Here is a 14,800-nt window from a genome sequence, read left to right as displayed (position 1 = left end):
CGGGGAGGCAGCGTGATGGCGAAGCGTCGGCCCAACGGTGACGGCACGATCTCGAAGCGGGCAGACGGCCGCTACATGGGCCGCGCGTATGTCACCGACACGGACGGCAATCGCGTCCGCAAGACCGTCTACGGTGCCACGTGGGACGAAGCGGACGAGAAGCTCGGCAAGCTCCAGGATCAGGAGCGCAACGGCATCTCCGTGCCCTCCCGGTCCTGGACGCTCGGAGTGGCTGGCTACTGGCTGGAGCACATCGTTGCTCCGGAGCGCGAGCAGGCCCGGCTGTACCTGCTGCCGCACCTCGGTAAGAAACCACTGGTCAAGCTCACCCCGGCGGCACAGCCAGATCAGCATGCCCATGGACGTCTATACGCACGTCGTAGGGGACAGTGAGTGGGAAGCGGTCGTAATGCTCGCCGAGCTGCTGGAGGATCCGCTCATCGGCTGACCGCCGCCGTTGGTGTCAAAAGACCCCCGAACCTGATGGTCCGAGGGTCTTTTCGCTGGTGGGGCTAACAGGATTTGAACCTGTGGCCTCATCCTTATCAGGGATGCGCTCTAACCAACTGAGCTATAGCCCCGCCGCGCTCTGCGGTGTGTGTCCCGCGCGCTGACTCCTGAAGATTAGCGCACGAGGCGGGCAGTCCCAAAATCGGTTGGCGCCGGGCCGGCGAGCGGTGATCACTCGTCCTCGGCGAGCGTCAGCTCCACACCGCCGACGAAGCCCGCGGACAGGTTGTAGATGAACGCGCCGAGCGTGGCCAGAGCCGTCGCGAGGACGACGTCGATGACCGCGATGACCGTCGTGAACAGCAGCACGTTGGGCAGCGACAGGAAGGACTGCAGGTCGAAGCCGTTGGACTCGTTGGAGCCGGTCGCCTCCGAGATGGTGCCGCCGACGGTCGAGAAGACGCCCATGGCGTCCATGACCATCCACAGCACGGCGGCCGCGACGATCGTGCAGATGCCGAGCGCGATGGAGAGCAGGAAGCTGACCTTCATCACCGACCACGGGTCCGCCTTGGCCACGCGCAGACGTGCCTTGCGGACGCGGGGCGTGGTGCGGGCGCCGGTGCGCGGGCGGCGCACCGCGGCGGCGTTGCCGCCCTGGGTCTGGTAAGCCTGCGGCGGGTGGTACGGGCCGCCGGGCTGCTGGGGCTGCCGTTCTCCCGGCAGCGGCGAGGCCGCCTGCTGGGTCTGCTGGCCCCGGGTGTCCGTCACAGTTCCCCCCTGGGAATGCGTCTTGGACGAGCTCCCCGAGTGCGAGTCGGTCGCTCCGTCTTCGATCTTGCGCAGTTGAGTCGTGTGCGGATCCGCCGCACGCGTGGCGGAGCCACGGCCGCCCCCGTCCGTTTCCGTACCCCTGGAGGTACCGGCCGATCCGGCGCCCGTGGCTCCGCTCACGATGACTCTCTCCTCGTGCTACTCGGCCGAGGGCGCCTCACCCTCGTCCGTGCCGGTGGTCGCGGCACCTTCGGCGGCCTCGTCGACGACCACGTCGCCGTCGACCTCCTCCGCCTCGCGTCCCGCCTCGGCGTTGCGTGCGATGCCGACCACGGCATCGCGCTTGCCCAGATTGATCAGTTGGACGCCCATGGTGTCACGGCCCGTCTCCCTGACCTCGCTGACTCGCGTACGAATCACACCGCCCGAGAGTGTGATGGCGAGGATCTCGTCGTGCTCCTCGACCACCAGCGCGCCCACGAGCGATCCACGGTCCTCGACGATCTTGGCAGCCTTGATGCCCAGGCCGCCGCGGCCCTGGACGCGGTACTCGTCGACGGAGGTCCGCTTCGCGTATCCGCCGTCGGTGGCAGTGAACACGAACGTACCGGCTCGAACAACATTCATCGAGAGCAGCTCGTCCCCTTCGCGGAAACTCATGCCCTTCACGCCCGAGGTGGCACGGCCCATGGGCCGCAGCGTGTCGTCGGAGGCGGTGAACCTGATCGACTGCGCCTTCTTGCTGATCAGCAGCAGATCGTCCTCGGCCGAGACGAGTTCGGCTCCGATCAGCTCGTCGTCGCTTCCGTCCTGCTGCTCGCGCAGGTTGATGGCGATCACGCCACCGGAACGCGGCGAGTCGTAGTCCTTCAGCGGCGTCTTCTTCACCAGGCCCGCCTTGGTGGCCAGGACCAGATAGGGCACCGCCTCGTAGTCGCGGATCGCGCGGATCTGGGCGATCGTCTCGTCCGGCTGGAAGGCGAGCAGGTTCGCCACGTGCTGGCCGCGCGCGTCCCGGCCGGCGTCGGGCAGCTCGTACGCCTTCACCCGGTAGACCCGGCCCTTGTTGGTGAAGAACAGCAGCCAGTGGTGCGTGGTGGACACGAAGAAGTGGTTGACGATGTCGTCTTCCTTGAGCTTCGTGCCGCGCACGCCCTTGCCGCCGCGCTTCTGCGCCCGGTAGTCGTCGGTCTTGGTGCGCTTGATGTAGCCGCCCCGGGTGACCGTGACGACGATGTCCTCCTCGGCGATCAGGTCCTCGATGGACATGTCGCCCTCGTACGGGATCAGCTTGGTCTTGCGGTCGTCGCCGTACTTCTCGACCAGCGCCGTCAGCTCCGCGCTGACGATGCCGCGCTGGCGGACCGGGGAGGCCAGGATCTCGTTGTACTCGTTGATCTTCGCCTGGAGTTCGTCGTGCTCCTGGACGATCTTCTGCCGCTCCAGGGCCGCCAGGCGCCGCAGCTGCATCTCCAGGATCGCGTTGGCCTGGATCTCGTCGATGTCGAGGAGGTCCATCAGGCCGCCGCGGGCGATCTCGACGGTGTCGCTGCGCCGGATCAGCGCGATGACCTCGTCGATGGCGTCCAGGGCCTTGAGCAGACCGCGCAGGATGTGCGCCCGCTCCTCCGCCTTGCGCAGGCGGAAGCGCGTACGGCGGACGATGACCTCGATCTGGTGGTTCACCCAGTGCCGGATGAACGCGTCCAGGGACAGGGTGCGCGGCACGCCGTCGACCAGGGCCAGCATGTTGGCGCCGAAGTTGGTCTGCAGGTCGGTGTGCTTGTACAGGTTGTTCAGGACGACCTTGGCGACCGCGTCCCGCTTGAGGACGATGACCAGGCGCTGACCGGTGCGCGACGACGTCTCGTCGCGGACGTCCGCGATGCCGCCGATCTTGCCGTCCTTCACCAGGTCGGCGATCTTCTGCGCGAGGTTGTCCGGATTGACCTGGTAGGGCAGCTCCGTGACCACCAGGCACTGGCGGTTCTGGATCTCCTCCACCTCGACCACCGCGCGCATGGTGATCGAGCCGCGCCCGGTGCGGTAGGCCTCCTCGATGCCCCTGCGGCCCACCACCAGCGCGCCGGTCGGGAAGTCGGGGCCCTTGATGCGCTCCAGGAGCGCGTCCAGCAGCTCCTCGTGCGAGGCCTCGTAGTTCTCCAGGTACCACTGGGCGCCGGCCGCGACCTCGCGCAGGTTGTGCGGCGGGATGTTGGTCGCCATGCCGACCGCGATACCGGCCGAGCCGTTGATCAGCAGGTTCGGGAAGCGGGCCGGCAGGACGGTCGGCTCCTGGGAGCGGCCGTCGTAGTTGTCCGTGAAGTCGACGGTCTCCTCGTCGATGTCGCGGACCATCTCCATCGACAGCGGCGCCATCTTGCACTCGGTGTACCGCATGGCCGCCGCCGGGTCGTTGCCCGGCGAGCCGAAGTTGCCGTTGGAGTCGACGAGCGGCATACGCATCGACCAGGGCTGGGCGAGGCGGACCAGGGCGTCGTAGATGGAGGAGTCGCCGTGCGGGTGGTAGTTGCCCATGACGTCGCCGACGACGCGGGCGCACTTGTAGAAGCCGCGCTCGGGGCGGTAGCCGCCGTCGTACATCGCGTACAGCACGCGCCGGTGGACGGGCTTGAGGCCGTCGCGGACGTCGGGCAGCGCGCGCGAGACGATGACGGACATCGCGTAGTCGAGGTACGAGCGCTGCATCTCCGTCTCGAGCCCGACGGGCTCGACACGCATGGCGAGGGCGTCACCCTCGGGCGTCGTCACAGGGGTGTTCTCGTCGGTCATTGCTGGTGAAGGTCCTTCCTGGTGCGGTCAGCTGAGACCGACTCAGATGTCGAGGAAGCGGACGTCCTTGGCGTTGCGCTGGATGAACGCGCGCCGGGCCTCGACGTCCTCGCCCATCAGCACCGAGAACAGGTCGTCGGCCTGCGCGGCGTCGTCGAGCGTGACCTGGCCGAGCACCCGGTGCTCCTGGTCCATGGTCGTGATGCGCAGTTCCTCGGCGTTCATCTCGCCGAGGCCCTTGAAGCGCTGCACGGAGTCCTCGCGGATGCGCTTGCCGGCGTTGCGGCCCATCTCGATCAGCGCGTCACGCTCACGGTCGGAGTACGCGTACTCGAAGTCGTCCCGACCCCACTTGATCTTGTAGAGCGGCGGACGCGACAGGTACACGTGCCCGGACTCGACCAGCGGCCGCATGAAGCGGAACAGGAAGGTCAGCAGCAGGGTGTTGATGTGCTGGCCGTCGACGTCGGCGTCCGCCATCAGGATGATCTTGTGATAGCGGAGCTTCTCGATGTCGAAGTCCTCGTGCACGCCCGTACCGAACGCGGAGATCATCGCCTGGATCTCCTGGTTCTGCAGGATCCGGTCGATGCGCGCCTTCTCGACGTTGAGGATCTTGCCGCGGATCGGGAGGATCGCCTGGTACTGCGGGTTCCGGCCGGACTTGGCGGAGCCGCCGGCGGAGTCGCCCTCGACGATGAAGATCTCGCACTTGGTCGGGTCGTTCGACTGGCAGTCGGACAGCTTGCCCGGCAGCGACGCCGTCTCCAGCAGGCCCTTACGACGCGTCAGGTCCCGGGCCTTGCGGGCCGCCACGCGCGCGGTGGCCGCCTGGATGCCCTTGCGGATGATGTCCGCCGCCTCGTTCGGGTTGCGGTCGAGCCAGTCCGCCAGGTGCTCGTAGACGATCTTCTGGACGAAGGTCTTCACCTCGGTGTTGCCCAGCTTCGTCTTGGTCTGGCCCTCGAACTGGGGCTCGCTCAGCTTCACCGAGATGATCGCGGTCAGACCCTCGCGGATGTCGTCACCCGTGAGGTTGTCGTCCTTCTCCCGCAGCAGCTTCTTGTCCCGCGCGTACTTGTTGATCAGCGAAGTGAGCGCCGCGCGGAAGCCCTCCTCGTGCGTACCGCCCTCGTGCGTGTGGATGATGTTGGCGAAGGAGTACACGCCCTCGGTGTAGCCCCCGTTCCACTGCATCGCGATCTCGAGGGACAGGTTCTTGTCCTTGTCCTCGGCCTCGAGGTCGATCACGGTGGGGTGCACCAGGTCTCCCTTGCGGGAGTTGAGGTACTTCACGAAGTCGACGATGCCGCCCTCGTAGTGGTACGAGACGCTCTTGACCTCGTGCTTCTCGTCCTCGCCCGCCTCGTCCGCTCCGGCGGTGGCCTTCGCCGACTCGCGCTCGTCGGTGAGGTTGATCTTCAGACCCTTGTTGAGGAAGGCCATCTCCTGGAAGCGCCGGGAAAGCGTCTCGAAGGAGTAGTCGGTGGTCTCGAAGATGTCGCCGTCGGCCCAGAAGGTGACCGACGTACCGGTCTCCTCGGTGGCCTCGTGCCGGGCGAGCGCGGCCGTGGGAACGCCCAGCTTGTAGTCCTGCGTCCAGCGGTAGCCGTCGGTCTTGACCTCCACCGCGACCCTCGTGGAAAGGGCGTTGACGACGGAGACACCCACACCGTGCAGACCACCGGAGACCGCGTAACCGCCGCCGCCGAACTTGCCGCCCGCGTGCAGCACGGTCAGCACGACCTCCACCGCGGGCTTTCCCTCGGAGGGGACGATGCCCACCGGGATGCCACGGCCGTTGTCGACGACCCGGACACCGCCGTCGGCGAGGATCGTGACGTCGATCGTGTCCGCGTGACCGGCCAGCGCCTCGTCGACGGAGTTGTCCACGACCTCCTGCACCAGGTGGTGCAGACCTCGTTCACCGGTCGAGCCGATGTACATACCGGGTCGCTTGCGGACCGCGTCCAGACCCTCGAGCACGGTGATGGCACTGGCGTCGTACGAGGCGGAGGCCTCGCCGGCCGGGGCGCTCACCACGTCGTTCACGCCGGTGTCGATGGACGGGTTGTTCTCGTTGGGGTTGCCGGAATCGGCCACGAAGCGCCCTTTCTGGCACAGCACGAGCCGGGCTCGTCGGCGGGTTGCCGGAGCGGCTGCGGCATGTTGCGTTGGTAAGCCTTGATCAGCGTTGCTCAGCTAGTCCCGGACGGTCCCCACGTTCGGGGCGGGATTGTCTTCCATTCTACCGGTAGCACTGACACTGATGGGGGTTTGCCGGTACCTGAGTCCGCATGTGCCGCCCTGAACCGGGCTCGTCCTACTCCCGATATGCGGATGGGGGCCTCAAGAGGCTCACGACGGCACTCAGCGCTTCCGGGCGTCAACCCTTGGCTACTTGGGAGTCAGATCGCGATTCGCACCCCTGTGCGGTGGCACGACGAAGCGGCCTCCGACGGTTCACACCGGCCATTGACGGCCAATTATGTGAGGTACATCACCCAGTGCTGACGGGGTGCCAGAGCACCCGCCGAGCCCCTCCGGGTCACCCGTAGGTGTCTCCCGGCCCCCGGCTGCCAGGTGCGCGCAACGGACCGTACCGACGACCGGCACCGGCGGGGCCACCCGGACCCAGCACCTTGATCATCCGAACCGACCCGTGCCCGAGGTCCTCGTTGAGACGCGCCACCAGCGTCGGCGCGAGCAACCGCAGATTCGTCGCCCACGCCGTCGAGTCGCAGCGGACGATCAGCACCCGCTCGTCCTCGTCGTACCGCTCCGGCACACAGTGCTTCGCCACGTCCTCGCCGACGATCTGCGGCCAGCGCCCCATCACACCGCCCACCGCGGCCGGCGTCTCCCAGCCTCGCTCGGTGATCAGACGGTTGATCGCCGACCCCAGCGCCATCGGATCACGACCGTCGGCGCGCGCACCGGAACGCAGGCCACCGCGACGCGCCTGCTTCTTCTGCTGCGCGGCATCCCCACGCGCGCGTGCCGCCTCCCTCGCCGCCCTGAGGGCGACACGGGCGAGGTCGACACCCGAAGGCTCCGGATCTCCCTGCCCCGGGCCCTGATCGCCGGACGGCCGACCGGGAAGCGGTCCCTCCGCGCTCATACGCGCTCCACCGTCCCCTCCGTCACCGCGAACCGCGCGCCCGCCAGCACGTCCGGCACATCGTCGTCGACCGCGGCAGTCACCAGCACCTGCTCACCGGGCGCCACCAGCTCCGCCAACCGCTCCCGGCGCCGCGCGTCCAGCTCGGCGAAGACGTCGTCCAGGACGAGGACCGGCTCGTTGCCTTCCGCCCGCAGCAGATCGAACGAGGCCAGGCGCAGCGCCAGCGCGTACGACCACGACTCGCCGTGGGACGCGTAGCCCTTGGCGGGCAGCGAACCGAGCTTCAGCAGCAGGTCGTCCCGGTGCGGACCCACCAGGGTGACGCCCCGCTCGATCTCCTGCTTGCGGGCCTCGGCGAGCGCCGCCATCAGCTGCTCGTACAGGTCCTCGCGAGTGTGCGCCTCGCCGGGCGCCGACGGCTTGTACTCCAGGGCGAGGGGGCCGCCGCCCGGGGCCAGCTGCTCGTACGCCTTGTCGGCCAGCGGCTGCACGGCGGCGATCAGGTCCAGACGCTGAGCGAGGAGTTCGGCGCCCGCGCGCGCGAGGTGCTGGTCCCAGACGTCCAGCGTGGACAGGTCCATCGTGCGTCCACCGTGCCGACGGGCCAGCGCGGCCGACTTCAGCAAGGTGTTGCGCTGCTTGAGGACCCGGTCGTAGTCGGAGCGCACACCGGCCATGCGCGGGGAGCGCGCCGTGATCAGCTCGTCCAGGAAGCGACGCCGCTCCCCGGGGTCGCCCTTGACCAGGGCGAGGTCCTCGGGCGCGAACAGGACGCTGCGGACGATGCCGAGCACATCACGGGGCCTGACCTGCGAGGACCTGTTGATGCGGGCGCGGTTGGCCTTGCCCGGGTTCAGCTCCAGCTCGATCAGCTGCTGCCGCTCACCCTGCCGGACCTGGGCGCGGATCACGGCCCGCTCGGCACCCATGCGGACCAGGGGGGCGTCGGAGGAGACCCGGTGGCTGCCGAGGGTGGCCAGGTAGCCGACCGCCTCGACCAGGTTGGTCTTGCCCTGCCCGTTCGGACCGACGAAGGCCGTGACGCCCGGGTCCAGCGGGACCTCGACCCGGGCGTACGAACGGAAGTCGGCCAGCGACAGATGCGTGACGTGCATGGTCGTGCGCCGACCTCCCCAGCCTTTCGCTACTTCTTCTCGACCGCGTGGCCGCCGAACTGATTGCGCAGCGCGGCGATCATCTTCATCTGCGGCGAGTCGTCCTGCCGGGACGCGAACCGCGCGAACAGCGACGCGGTGATCGCCGGCAGCGGCACCGCGTTGTCGATCGCGGCCTCCACAGTCCAGCGTCCCTCACCGGAGTCCTGCGCGTAACCGCGCAGCCCACCCAGGTGCTCGTCCTCGTCGAGCGCGTTGACGGCCAGGTCCAGCAGCCAGGAACGGATGACCGTGCCCTCCTGCCAGGAGCGGAAGACCTCGCGGACGTTCTCCACGGAGTCGACCTTCTCCAGCAGCTCCCAGCCCTCGGCGTAGGCCTGCATCATCGCGTACTCGATGCCGTTGTGGACCATCTTCGCGAAGTGGCCCGCGCCGACCTTGCCGGCGTGTACGGAACCGAAGTCGCCCTCCGGCTTGAGGGCGTCGAAGATCGGCTGCACCTTCGCGACGTTCTCCGCGTCGCCGCCGTACATCAGCGCGTAGCCGTTCTCCAGGCCCCACACGCCGCCCGAGACACCGCAGTCGACGAAGCCTATGCCCTTGGCGGCCAGCTCCTCGGCGTGCTTCTCGTCGTCCGTCCAGCGGGAGTTGCCGCCGTCCACGACGACGTCACCGGGCTCCAGCAGCTCGCCGAGGCGGTCGACGGTGGCCTGAGTGGCCTCACCTGCCGGGACCATCACCCAGACCACGCGCGGGCCCTCGAGCTTGCCCACAAGCTCTTCCAGGCTGTGGACGTCGGCGAGGTCGGGATTGCGGTCGTATCCGACGACGGTGTGGCCCGCGCGGCGGATCCGCTCGCGCATGTTGCCGCCCATCTTGCCGAGGCCGACGAGACCGAGCTCCATCAGTTGCGTTCCTTAGGTGTGCGAGGTGGCGGGGCGGCACGTCCGACCGGCCGGAAGGCGTACCGCGGCACTTTCGTACCCGCCCCGAGCCTAAACCCGGACGTCCGTGCACAGCTGTGGGCGTACGCGCTCATACGTACGCCCTCACCTGCACGTTTGTCCTCAACCTGTGGACAACCGGACGCCGGCCCCTGCCGGATCCCCTGAGGGACCAGCCGCTCAGCCGCTCAGCCGCACCGGCATGATCAGGTACTTGTAGGCCTCGTCCGCCTCGGCGTCCAGGGCCGGCTTCCCGCTGAGCAGCGCCGGCTTCGTGGACGTCGTGAAGGACAGCTGGGCGACCGGGGAGTCGATCGCGCTCAGACCGTCCAGCAGGAACGTCGGGTTGAAGGCGATCGAGATGTCGTCGCCCTCCAGCTGGGCGTCAACCCTTTCCACAGCCTGTGCGTCGTCGCTGGAACCGGCCTCCAGGATCAGCACGCCCTGCTCGAAGCTGAGCCGCACCGGGGTGTTGCGCTCGGCGACCAGGGCCACGCGCTTGACGGCCTCCACGAAGGGGGCGGTCTCGATCACGGCGACGCTGTTGAACTCCGTCGGGAACAGCGTCTTGTACTTCGGGAGGTCGCCCTCCAGCAGACGCGTCGTCGTCCGGCGGCCCGCACCCTCGAAGCCGATCAGGCCCTCACCCGCACCGGAACCGGACAGCGCCAGGATCACCTGGTCACCGCTGGTCAGCGCCTTGGCGGTGTCCTGGAGCGTCTTGGCGGGCACCAGGGCGACCGCGGAGACCTCCGGGTTCTCCGGCTTCCACAGGAACTCGCGGACCGCGAAGCGGTAGCGGTCGGTGGAGGCCAGCGTCACCGAGTCGCCCTCGATCTCGATGCGCACACCGGTGAGGACGGGCAGCGTGTCGTCGCGGCCCGCGGCGATGGCGACCTGCTGCACGGCCGAGGCGAAGACCTCACCGGGGACGGTGCCCGTGGCCTCCGGCATCTGCGGCAGCGCCGGGTACTCCTCCACCGGCAGGGTGTGGAGGGTGAACCGCGAGGACCCGCAGACCACCGTCGCCCGTACACCGTCTGTGGAAATCTCCACCGGCCGGTTGGGGAGGGCGCGGGAGATGTCGGCGAGCAGGCGCCCGGAGACGAGGACCGTGCCCTCCTCCTCGATCTCGGCCTCCACCGACACCCGCGCGGAGACCTCGTAGTCGAAGCTGGACAGACTCAGCTGCCCCTCCTCGGCCTTCAGCAGCAGGCCCGCGAGGACCGGCGCCGGCGGACGGGCCGGGAGACTGCGAGCCGCCCAGGCCACTGCCTCCGCGAGTACGTCGCGTTCCACCCGGATCTTCACTGTTGCCGCCTCCTGCTGTTGCCGGCGCTTCTCGCCCTGCCTGGCTTCGTCGTCTGACTCGGTGTCGTCGGTCCCCGTCCGGGGCAGGACACCGGGGAACAGTCTGACGCACCCCACTGACAGTAGGTGCCCTTCGGGGTCAAGTCGTGGCGAGGGGCGGTCGGGCTCGAGAGGGCGAGTTGTGCACAGGGCCCGCTTCGAAACGAATTCCGCTCTCTTACTGGTTGGGAGTAGTAGTAGGGCCTGTGGATACCGTGGATAACCTCGTTTGCCCAGGTCAGCGCAGGAATTTTGTCCACGGGGCCTGTGGGCGGAGCCGGTGGACAACCGGGCGCATCTGTGGAGAACAGAAAGTTCTGCACACTCCGTGCACAGGGAGGGGCGACTTCTCCCCAGGGCTGTCCCCAGCTTTACCCACCTTTCCCACAGCCCAATCCGGTGCCTTGGTGTGACGGCTTTCACTCGACGCGGTGAGAGGGCGCGTTGTGTTGCCGAACAGTGGACAGAGGTGTGGAGAAGCTGGGGATCGCTGGGGACAACCGGGCGCAGCCTGTGGGTTGTCCGTGGACAACTTGATGCACAGCTTGTGGACCGGCCCGTCGTCCACAGGCTGTGGAGATCGTTCGTCCACGAATCCACAGGCGGCTGACCTGCCCTGATGATCCCTCAACAGCCTGGCCTGTGGACAGGATCGGGACAACTTCCCAGTCCCCAAGGTGTGGACGGAAAAAAGTCACCGAATCTGTGGAGGGCGGCCGTAACCCGGCAGGTAATCGAACAGCGGGGACGCCGCGGTGGTGCGGCGGTTGCTGGTCTGCGGTCGGGCGATGGCATGGCGGCGGCACGGTGGTGGTGCGCTGGTAGCTCGGTGCTCTCGGCGGTGCGCGGCGGTGCGCGGCGGTGGCGGTGGTGCCGCGGAGGCGTCTGTGTGGAGGCGGTACCGCGAGGGCTTCCTGCGGGCAAGGAAAAGGCGCCCCGGGGGTGTCCGGGGCGCCTCGGAGGCCGGTGCCGGCGGCTGTCAGCCGTTCTTGATGCGGTTGGTCAGCTCGGTGACCTGGTTGTAGATGGAGCGCCGCTCGGCCATCAGATTGCGGATCTTGCGGTCGGCGTGCATCACCGTGGTGTGGTCCCGCCCGCCGAACAGCGCGCCGATCTTCGGCAGGGACAGGTCCGTCAGCTCACGGCACAGGTACATGGCGATCTGCCGCGCCGTCACCAGCTGGCGGCCGCGCGAGCTGCCGCACAGGTCCTCCACCGTGAGGCCGAAGTAGTCGGCGGTCTCGCTCATGATGGCCGTCGAGGTGATCTCCGGCGTCGAGTCCTCCCCGCCGGGGATCAGATCCTTGAGGACGATCTCCGTCAGCCCGAGGTCGACCGGCTGCCGGTTGAGCGACGCGAACGCCGTCACCCGGATCAGCGCGCCCTCCAGCTCGCGGATGTTGCGGGAGATCCGCGAGGCGATGAACTCCAGCACCTCGGGCGGGGCGTTGAGCTGCTCCTGCACCGCCTTCTTGCGCAGGATCGCGATGCGCGTCTCCAGTTCGGGCGGCTGGACGTCGGTGATCAGCCCCCACTCGAAACGGTTCCGCAGCCGGTCCTCCAGGGTGACCAGCTGCTTGGGCGGCCGGTCGCTGGAGAGCACGATCTGCTTGTTGGCGTTGTGGAGGGTGTTGAAGGTGTGGAAGAACTCCTCCTGCGTCGACTCCTTGTCCGCAAGGAACTGGATGTCGTCGACGAGCAGGATGTCCATCTCGCGGTAGCGCTTGCGGAAGCTGTCGCCCTTGCCGTCGCGGATGGAGTTGATGAACTCGTTGGTGAACTCCTCGGAGCTCACGTACCGCACGCGCGTGCCGGGGGAGAGGCTGCGGGCGTAGTGCCCGATGGCGTGCAGGAGGTGGGTCTTGCCGAGTCCCGACTCCCCGTAGATGAAGAGCGGGTTGTACGCCTTCGCGGGGGCTTCGGCGACGGCGACGGCCGCGGCGTGGGCGAAGCGGTTGGAGGCCCCGATGACGAAGGTGTCGAAGAGGTACTTCGGATTGAGGCGAGCGGTCGGCTCGCCCGGTCCGGTGGCCGGCGCCGGCTGTGCGGCCAGTGGGCCGGGGGCGCCGGTGGCGGGGCCGGGGCCGACCGGGCCGCCGCGGTGCACGTGGCCGGAGCCGGACGGCGGTTCGGGCAGGTCCCGGCGGGGGCCGCGCTGGTCGTAGTCGTCGCGTGACTGGTCGTAGTCGGCGCGCGGCTGGTCGTAATCCGGGCGTGGCTGGCCGTGGTCGCCGCGGGACTGCTCGTAGTCGCGCGGTTCGTACTCGCCGCCGCGGTCGTACTCGCCCCGTTTGAAGTCGCCGTGCTGCGAGTCGTACGACGGGCGCACCGGAGGCTGCTGGCGGTAGTTCTGGCCGTACGAGTCCTGCGGGTACGGCTCCTGGTCGTAGCCGTCCTGGGCCGGGGATGCGTACGGGTCCCGCTCCGGGAAGCCGAGGCGCTGCTGTTGCCAGCCGTAGTCGTCCTGCTGCGCCGGGCGCGGCCAGGAGCCGGGCTCGGGGCGCTGGTACTCCTGCGGGTAGGCGGGGCGGGCCGTGGGGAGCTGGTCGGCGCGGTGGCGGCCGTATCCCTCGTAGTCGTCGCGGCCGCCCTGGCCGTGGCCGGGCGCGGGGAGCTCGGGCTCCTCGTAGCGGGGCTGGGGGCGCGTGGGCGGTGCCTGCGGGGTGGGGGCCGGTGCGGCGGGCGCGGGCTCGCCGGCGGTGTCGTCGACGGTGATGGCGATGCGGATGGGGCGGCCGCATTCGCGGCTCAGCGTCTCGCTGACGACCGGGGCGAGGCGGCCCTCCAGTACGCCCTTCGCAAATTCGTTCGGTACGGCGAGGAGGGCGGTGTCGGCGACCAGCGCGAGGGGCTGGCAGCGCCGGATCCAGTGCTCGTCCTTCGACTCGACGCCCTGCCCGCGGCCCTCTCCGAGGAGTTGCTCCAATACGCGTGGCCACACTGCGGCAAGATCGGCAGGTACGTCAGCCACAGGGCACGCTCTCTCACGAGTCCCTCGAAGGTGTGATTCGGGGACGGGTCGGGATGAAACTCGGGTGGGGCAGGGATAAGGGAACGAATCGGAGTCCAGTCACGGTAGTCAGCGTGGCCGGTAGGGTTCAAGTTGTTGTCCCCAGGCTGTGGACAAGTGTCTCCCGGTCACCGCTGGTTTGACCGAATGGCGCAGTCCCACGTACCGTAACCAGGTCGAGTTGTCGATGGCTGCTGCCGCCTGCCTCCGATGGGCACAGGTCACGTTCAAGGTGATCGAAAAGCGGTGCACTCGGGCGTAACGCGAGCTACTCGTGGGCGCACGGTGACAGCCAGGACGGCACCCCGCCAACCCCGATTCTTTCTGGAGCCCCCGAGTGAGCAAGCGCACCTTCCAGCCGAACAACCGTCGTCGCGCCAAGACCCACGGCTTCCGGCTGCGTATGCGCACCCGTGCCGGCCGCGCGATTCTCGCGACCCGCCGCAGCAAGGGTCGCGCCCGTCTGTCCGCCTGATCCGGTCAGGTCATGACGTCGTGCTGCCCACCGAGAACCGGCTGAGGCGGCGCGAGGACTTCGCGACCGCGGTACGACGAGGCCGCCGGGCCGGACGCCCGGCCCTGGTCGTCCACCTCCGAAGCGGTGCCACGGACCCGCACGCGCCTGGGGAGAGCGCTCCCCGACACGTGCGGGTTTCGTCGTGAGCAAAGCCGTGGGTGGTGCGGTGGTGCGCAACAAGGTGAAGCGCAGGCTTCGCCACCTGATGCGCGACCGGATCGACCTGTTTCCCCCCGGTAGCCTGGTAGTCGTACGAGCGCTGCCCGGTGCGGGCGACGCCGACCATGCACAGCTGGCCCGAGACCTGGACGCCGCCCTGGAGCGGCTACTGGGAGGGGGCGCGCGATGAAGTACCCGCTGCTGGCTCTGATCAAGCTGTACCAGTGGACGATCAGTCCTCTGCTGGGGCCGGTGTGCAAGTACTACCCGTCGTGTTCCCACTACGGCTACACGGCCATCGACCGACACGGTGCTCTCAAAGGCACGGCGCTCACCGCTTGGCGCATCCTGCGATGCAACCCGTGGTCGCTGGGTGGCGTGGACCATGTTCCGCCGCGCAAACGCCCGCGGTGGCACGAAATGCTGCGTGACGCCTGGCGTGCACGCAAGGGCGGGACCTCCGCCGCCGAACCGGCCAACGAGGGACAGACTCCTCCCACGAGTCAGTCCAGTCCTTCGAGTCCGGCCGCAGAGACCCCGTCCCATGCCCAAGGAGCATGATTA

The 14,800-nt window shown here is 68.5% G+C and carries 11 protein-coding genes, 1 tRNA gene and 1 pseudogene; 4 read left to right on the top strand and 9 right to left on the bottom strand.

All coding sequences use genetic code 11. The features are described 5' to 3' along the window. The first annotated feature begins 15 nt into the window (after positions 1-15). A complete protein-coding gene (locus tag ACLIN4_RS17645; RefSeq protein ID WP_289909058.1) occupies positions 16-393 on the top strand; it encodes a hypothetical protein in 378 nt (125 codons plus the stop codon). A gap of 111 nt (positions 394-504) precedes the next feature. Here ACLIN4_RS17645 and ACLIN4_RS17640 read toward each other — a convergent pair. The 9 genes from ACLIN4_RS17640 to dnaA all read right to left on the bottom strand — a co-directional run bounded on the left by ACLIN4_RS17640 (position 505) and on the right by dnaA (position 13,521). Next, a tRNA-Ile gene (locus ACLIN4_RS17640) sits at positions 505-581 on the bottom strand. 100 nt (positions 582-681) lie between these two features. Next, a complete protein-coding gene (locus ACLIN4_RS17635) occupies positions 682-1,404 on the bottom strand; it encodes a DUF3566 domain-containing protein (RefSeq protein ID WP_107478382.1) in 723 nt (240 codons plus the stop codon). Positions 1,405-1,422: 18 nt separating this feature from the next. Beyond that, on the bottom strand, positions 1,423-4,017 hold the full coding sequence (gene gyrA, locus ACLIN4_RS17630) for a DNA gyrase subunit A (RefSeq protein ID WP_100048232.1): 2,595 nt from the start codon (positions 4,015-4,017) through the stop codon (positions 1,423-1,425). Between the two features lie 42 nt (positions 4,018-4,059). After that, on the bottom strand, positions 4,060-6,120 hold the full coding sequence (gyrB, locus tag ACLIN4_RS17625) for a DNA topoisomerase (ATP-hydrolyzing) subunit B (protein WP_179342519.1): 2,061 nt from the start codon (positions 6,118-6,120) through the stop codon (positions 4,060-4,062). Positions 6,121-6,565: 445 nt separating this feature from the next. Continuing rightward, positions 6,566-7,138, bottom strand: a complete 573-nt coding sequence (locus ACLIN4_RS17620) for a DUF721 domain-containing protein (RefSeq protein WP_290013455.1) — start codon at positions 7,136-7,138, stop codon at positions 6,566-6,568. Beyond that, a complete protein-coding gene (recF, locus tag ACLIN4_RS17615) occupies positions 7,135-8,256 on the bottom strand; it encodes a DNA replication/repair protein RecF (protein WP_100048229.1) in 1,122 nt (373 codons plus the stop codon). The genes ACLIN4_RS17620 and recF overlap by 4 nt, the downstream gene beginning before the upstream one ends. A 29-nt stretch (positions 8,257-8,285) precedes the next feature. Next, entirely contained in the window at positions 8,286-9,161 is an 876-nt protein-coding gene (gnd, locus tag ACLIN4_RS17610; RefSeq protein WP_100048228.1) for a phosphogluconate dehydrogenase (NAD(+)-dependent, decarboxylating), read from the bottom strand. Between the two features lie 219 nt (positions 9,162-9,380). Beyond that, a complete protein-coding gene (dnaN, locus tag ACLIN4_RS17605) occupies positions 9,381-10,511 on the bottom strand; it encodes a DNA polymerase III subunit beta (RefSeq protein ID WP_043382592.1) in 1,131 nt (376 codons plus the stop codon). Between the two features lie 1,018 nt (positions 10,512-11,529). Beyond that, positions 11,530-13,521: a chromosomal replication initiator protein DnaA gene (gene dnaA, locus ACLIN4_RS17600; protein ID WP_411575992.1), complete on the bottom strand. Its 1,992-nt coding sequence runs from the start codon at positions 13,519-13,521 to the stop codon at positions 11,530-11,532. Positions 13,522-13,897: 376 nt separating this feature from the next. Here dnaA and rpmH point away from each other — a divergent pair, with 376 nt between their 5' ends. The 3 genes and pseudogenes from rpmH to yidD all read left to right on the top strand — a co-directional run bounded on the left by rpmH (position 13,898) and on the right by yidD (position 14,797). Beyond that, positions 13,898-14,035, top strand: coding sequence for a 50S ribosomal protein L34 (rpmH, locus tag ACLIN4_RS17595; protein WP_003975051.1), 138 nt, complete (start codon positions 13,898-13,900; stop codon positions 14,033-14,035). Between the two features lie 20 nt (positions 14,036-14,055). Further along, positions 14,056-14,426: pseudogene (rnpA, locus tag ACLIN4_RS17590) on the top strand (ribonuclease P protein component). After that, positions 14,423-14,797, top strand: a complete 375-nt coding sequence (gene yidD, locus ACLIN4_RS17585) for a membrane protein insertion efficiency factor YidD (protein ID WP_107478056.1) — start codon at positions 14,423-14,425, stop codon at positions 14,795-14,797. Before rnpA ends, yidD begins: the two are co-directional and overlap by 4 nt. Positions 14,798-14,800 lie beyond the last annotated feature (3 nt).

Origin of the sequence: Streptomyces mutabilis (genome assembly GCF_046628145.1) — a bacterium.
GTDB lineage: Bacteria > Actinomycetota > Actinomycetes > Streptomycetales > Streptomycetaceae > Streptomyces > Streptomyces mutabilis.
This window is presented reverse-complemented; position numbering and strand designations above follow the sequence as displayed.

What these genes read in the sequence shown, in the direction of transcription:
- ACLIN4_RS17645 (WP_289909058.1), top strand. Translation starts at nt 16, where the DNA reads ATGGCGAAGCGTCGGCCCAACGGTGACGGCACGATCTCGAAGCGGGCA.
- gyrA (WP_100048232.1), bottom strand. Translation starts at nt 4,017, where the DNA reads ATGACCGACGAGAACACCCCTGTGACGACGCCCGAGGGTGACGCCCTC.
- ACLIN4_RS17620 (WP_290013455.1), bottom strand. Translation starts at nt 7,138, where the DNA reads ATGAGCGCGGAGGGACCGCTTCCCGGTCGGCCGTCCGGCGATCAGGGC.
- recF (WP_100048229.1), bottom strand. Translation starts at nt 8,256, where the DNA reads ATGCACGTCACGCATCTGTCGCTGGCCGACTTCCGTTCGTACGCCCGG.
- gnd (WP_100048228.1), bottom strand. Translation starts at nt 9,161, where the DNA reads ATGGAGCTCGGTCTCGTCGGCCTCGGCAAGATGGGCGGCAACATGCGC.
- yidD (WP_107478056.1), top strand. Translation starts at nt 14,423, where the DNA reads ATGAAGTACCCGCTGCTGGCTCTGATCAAGCTGTACCAGTGGACGATC.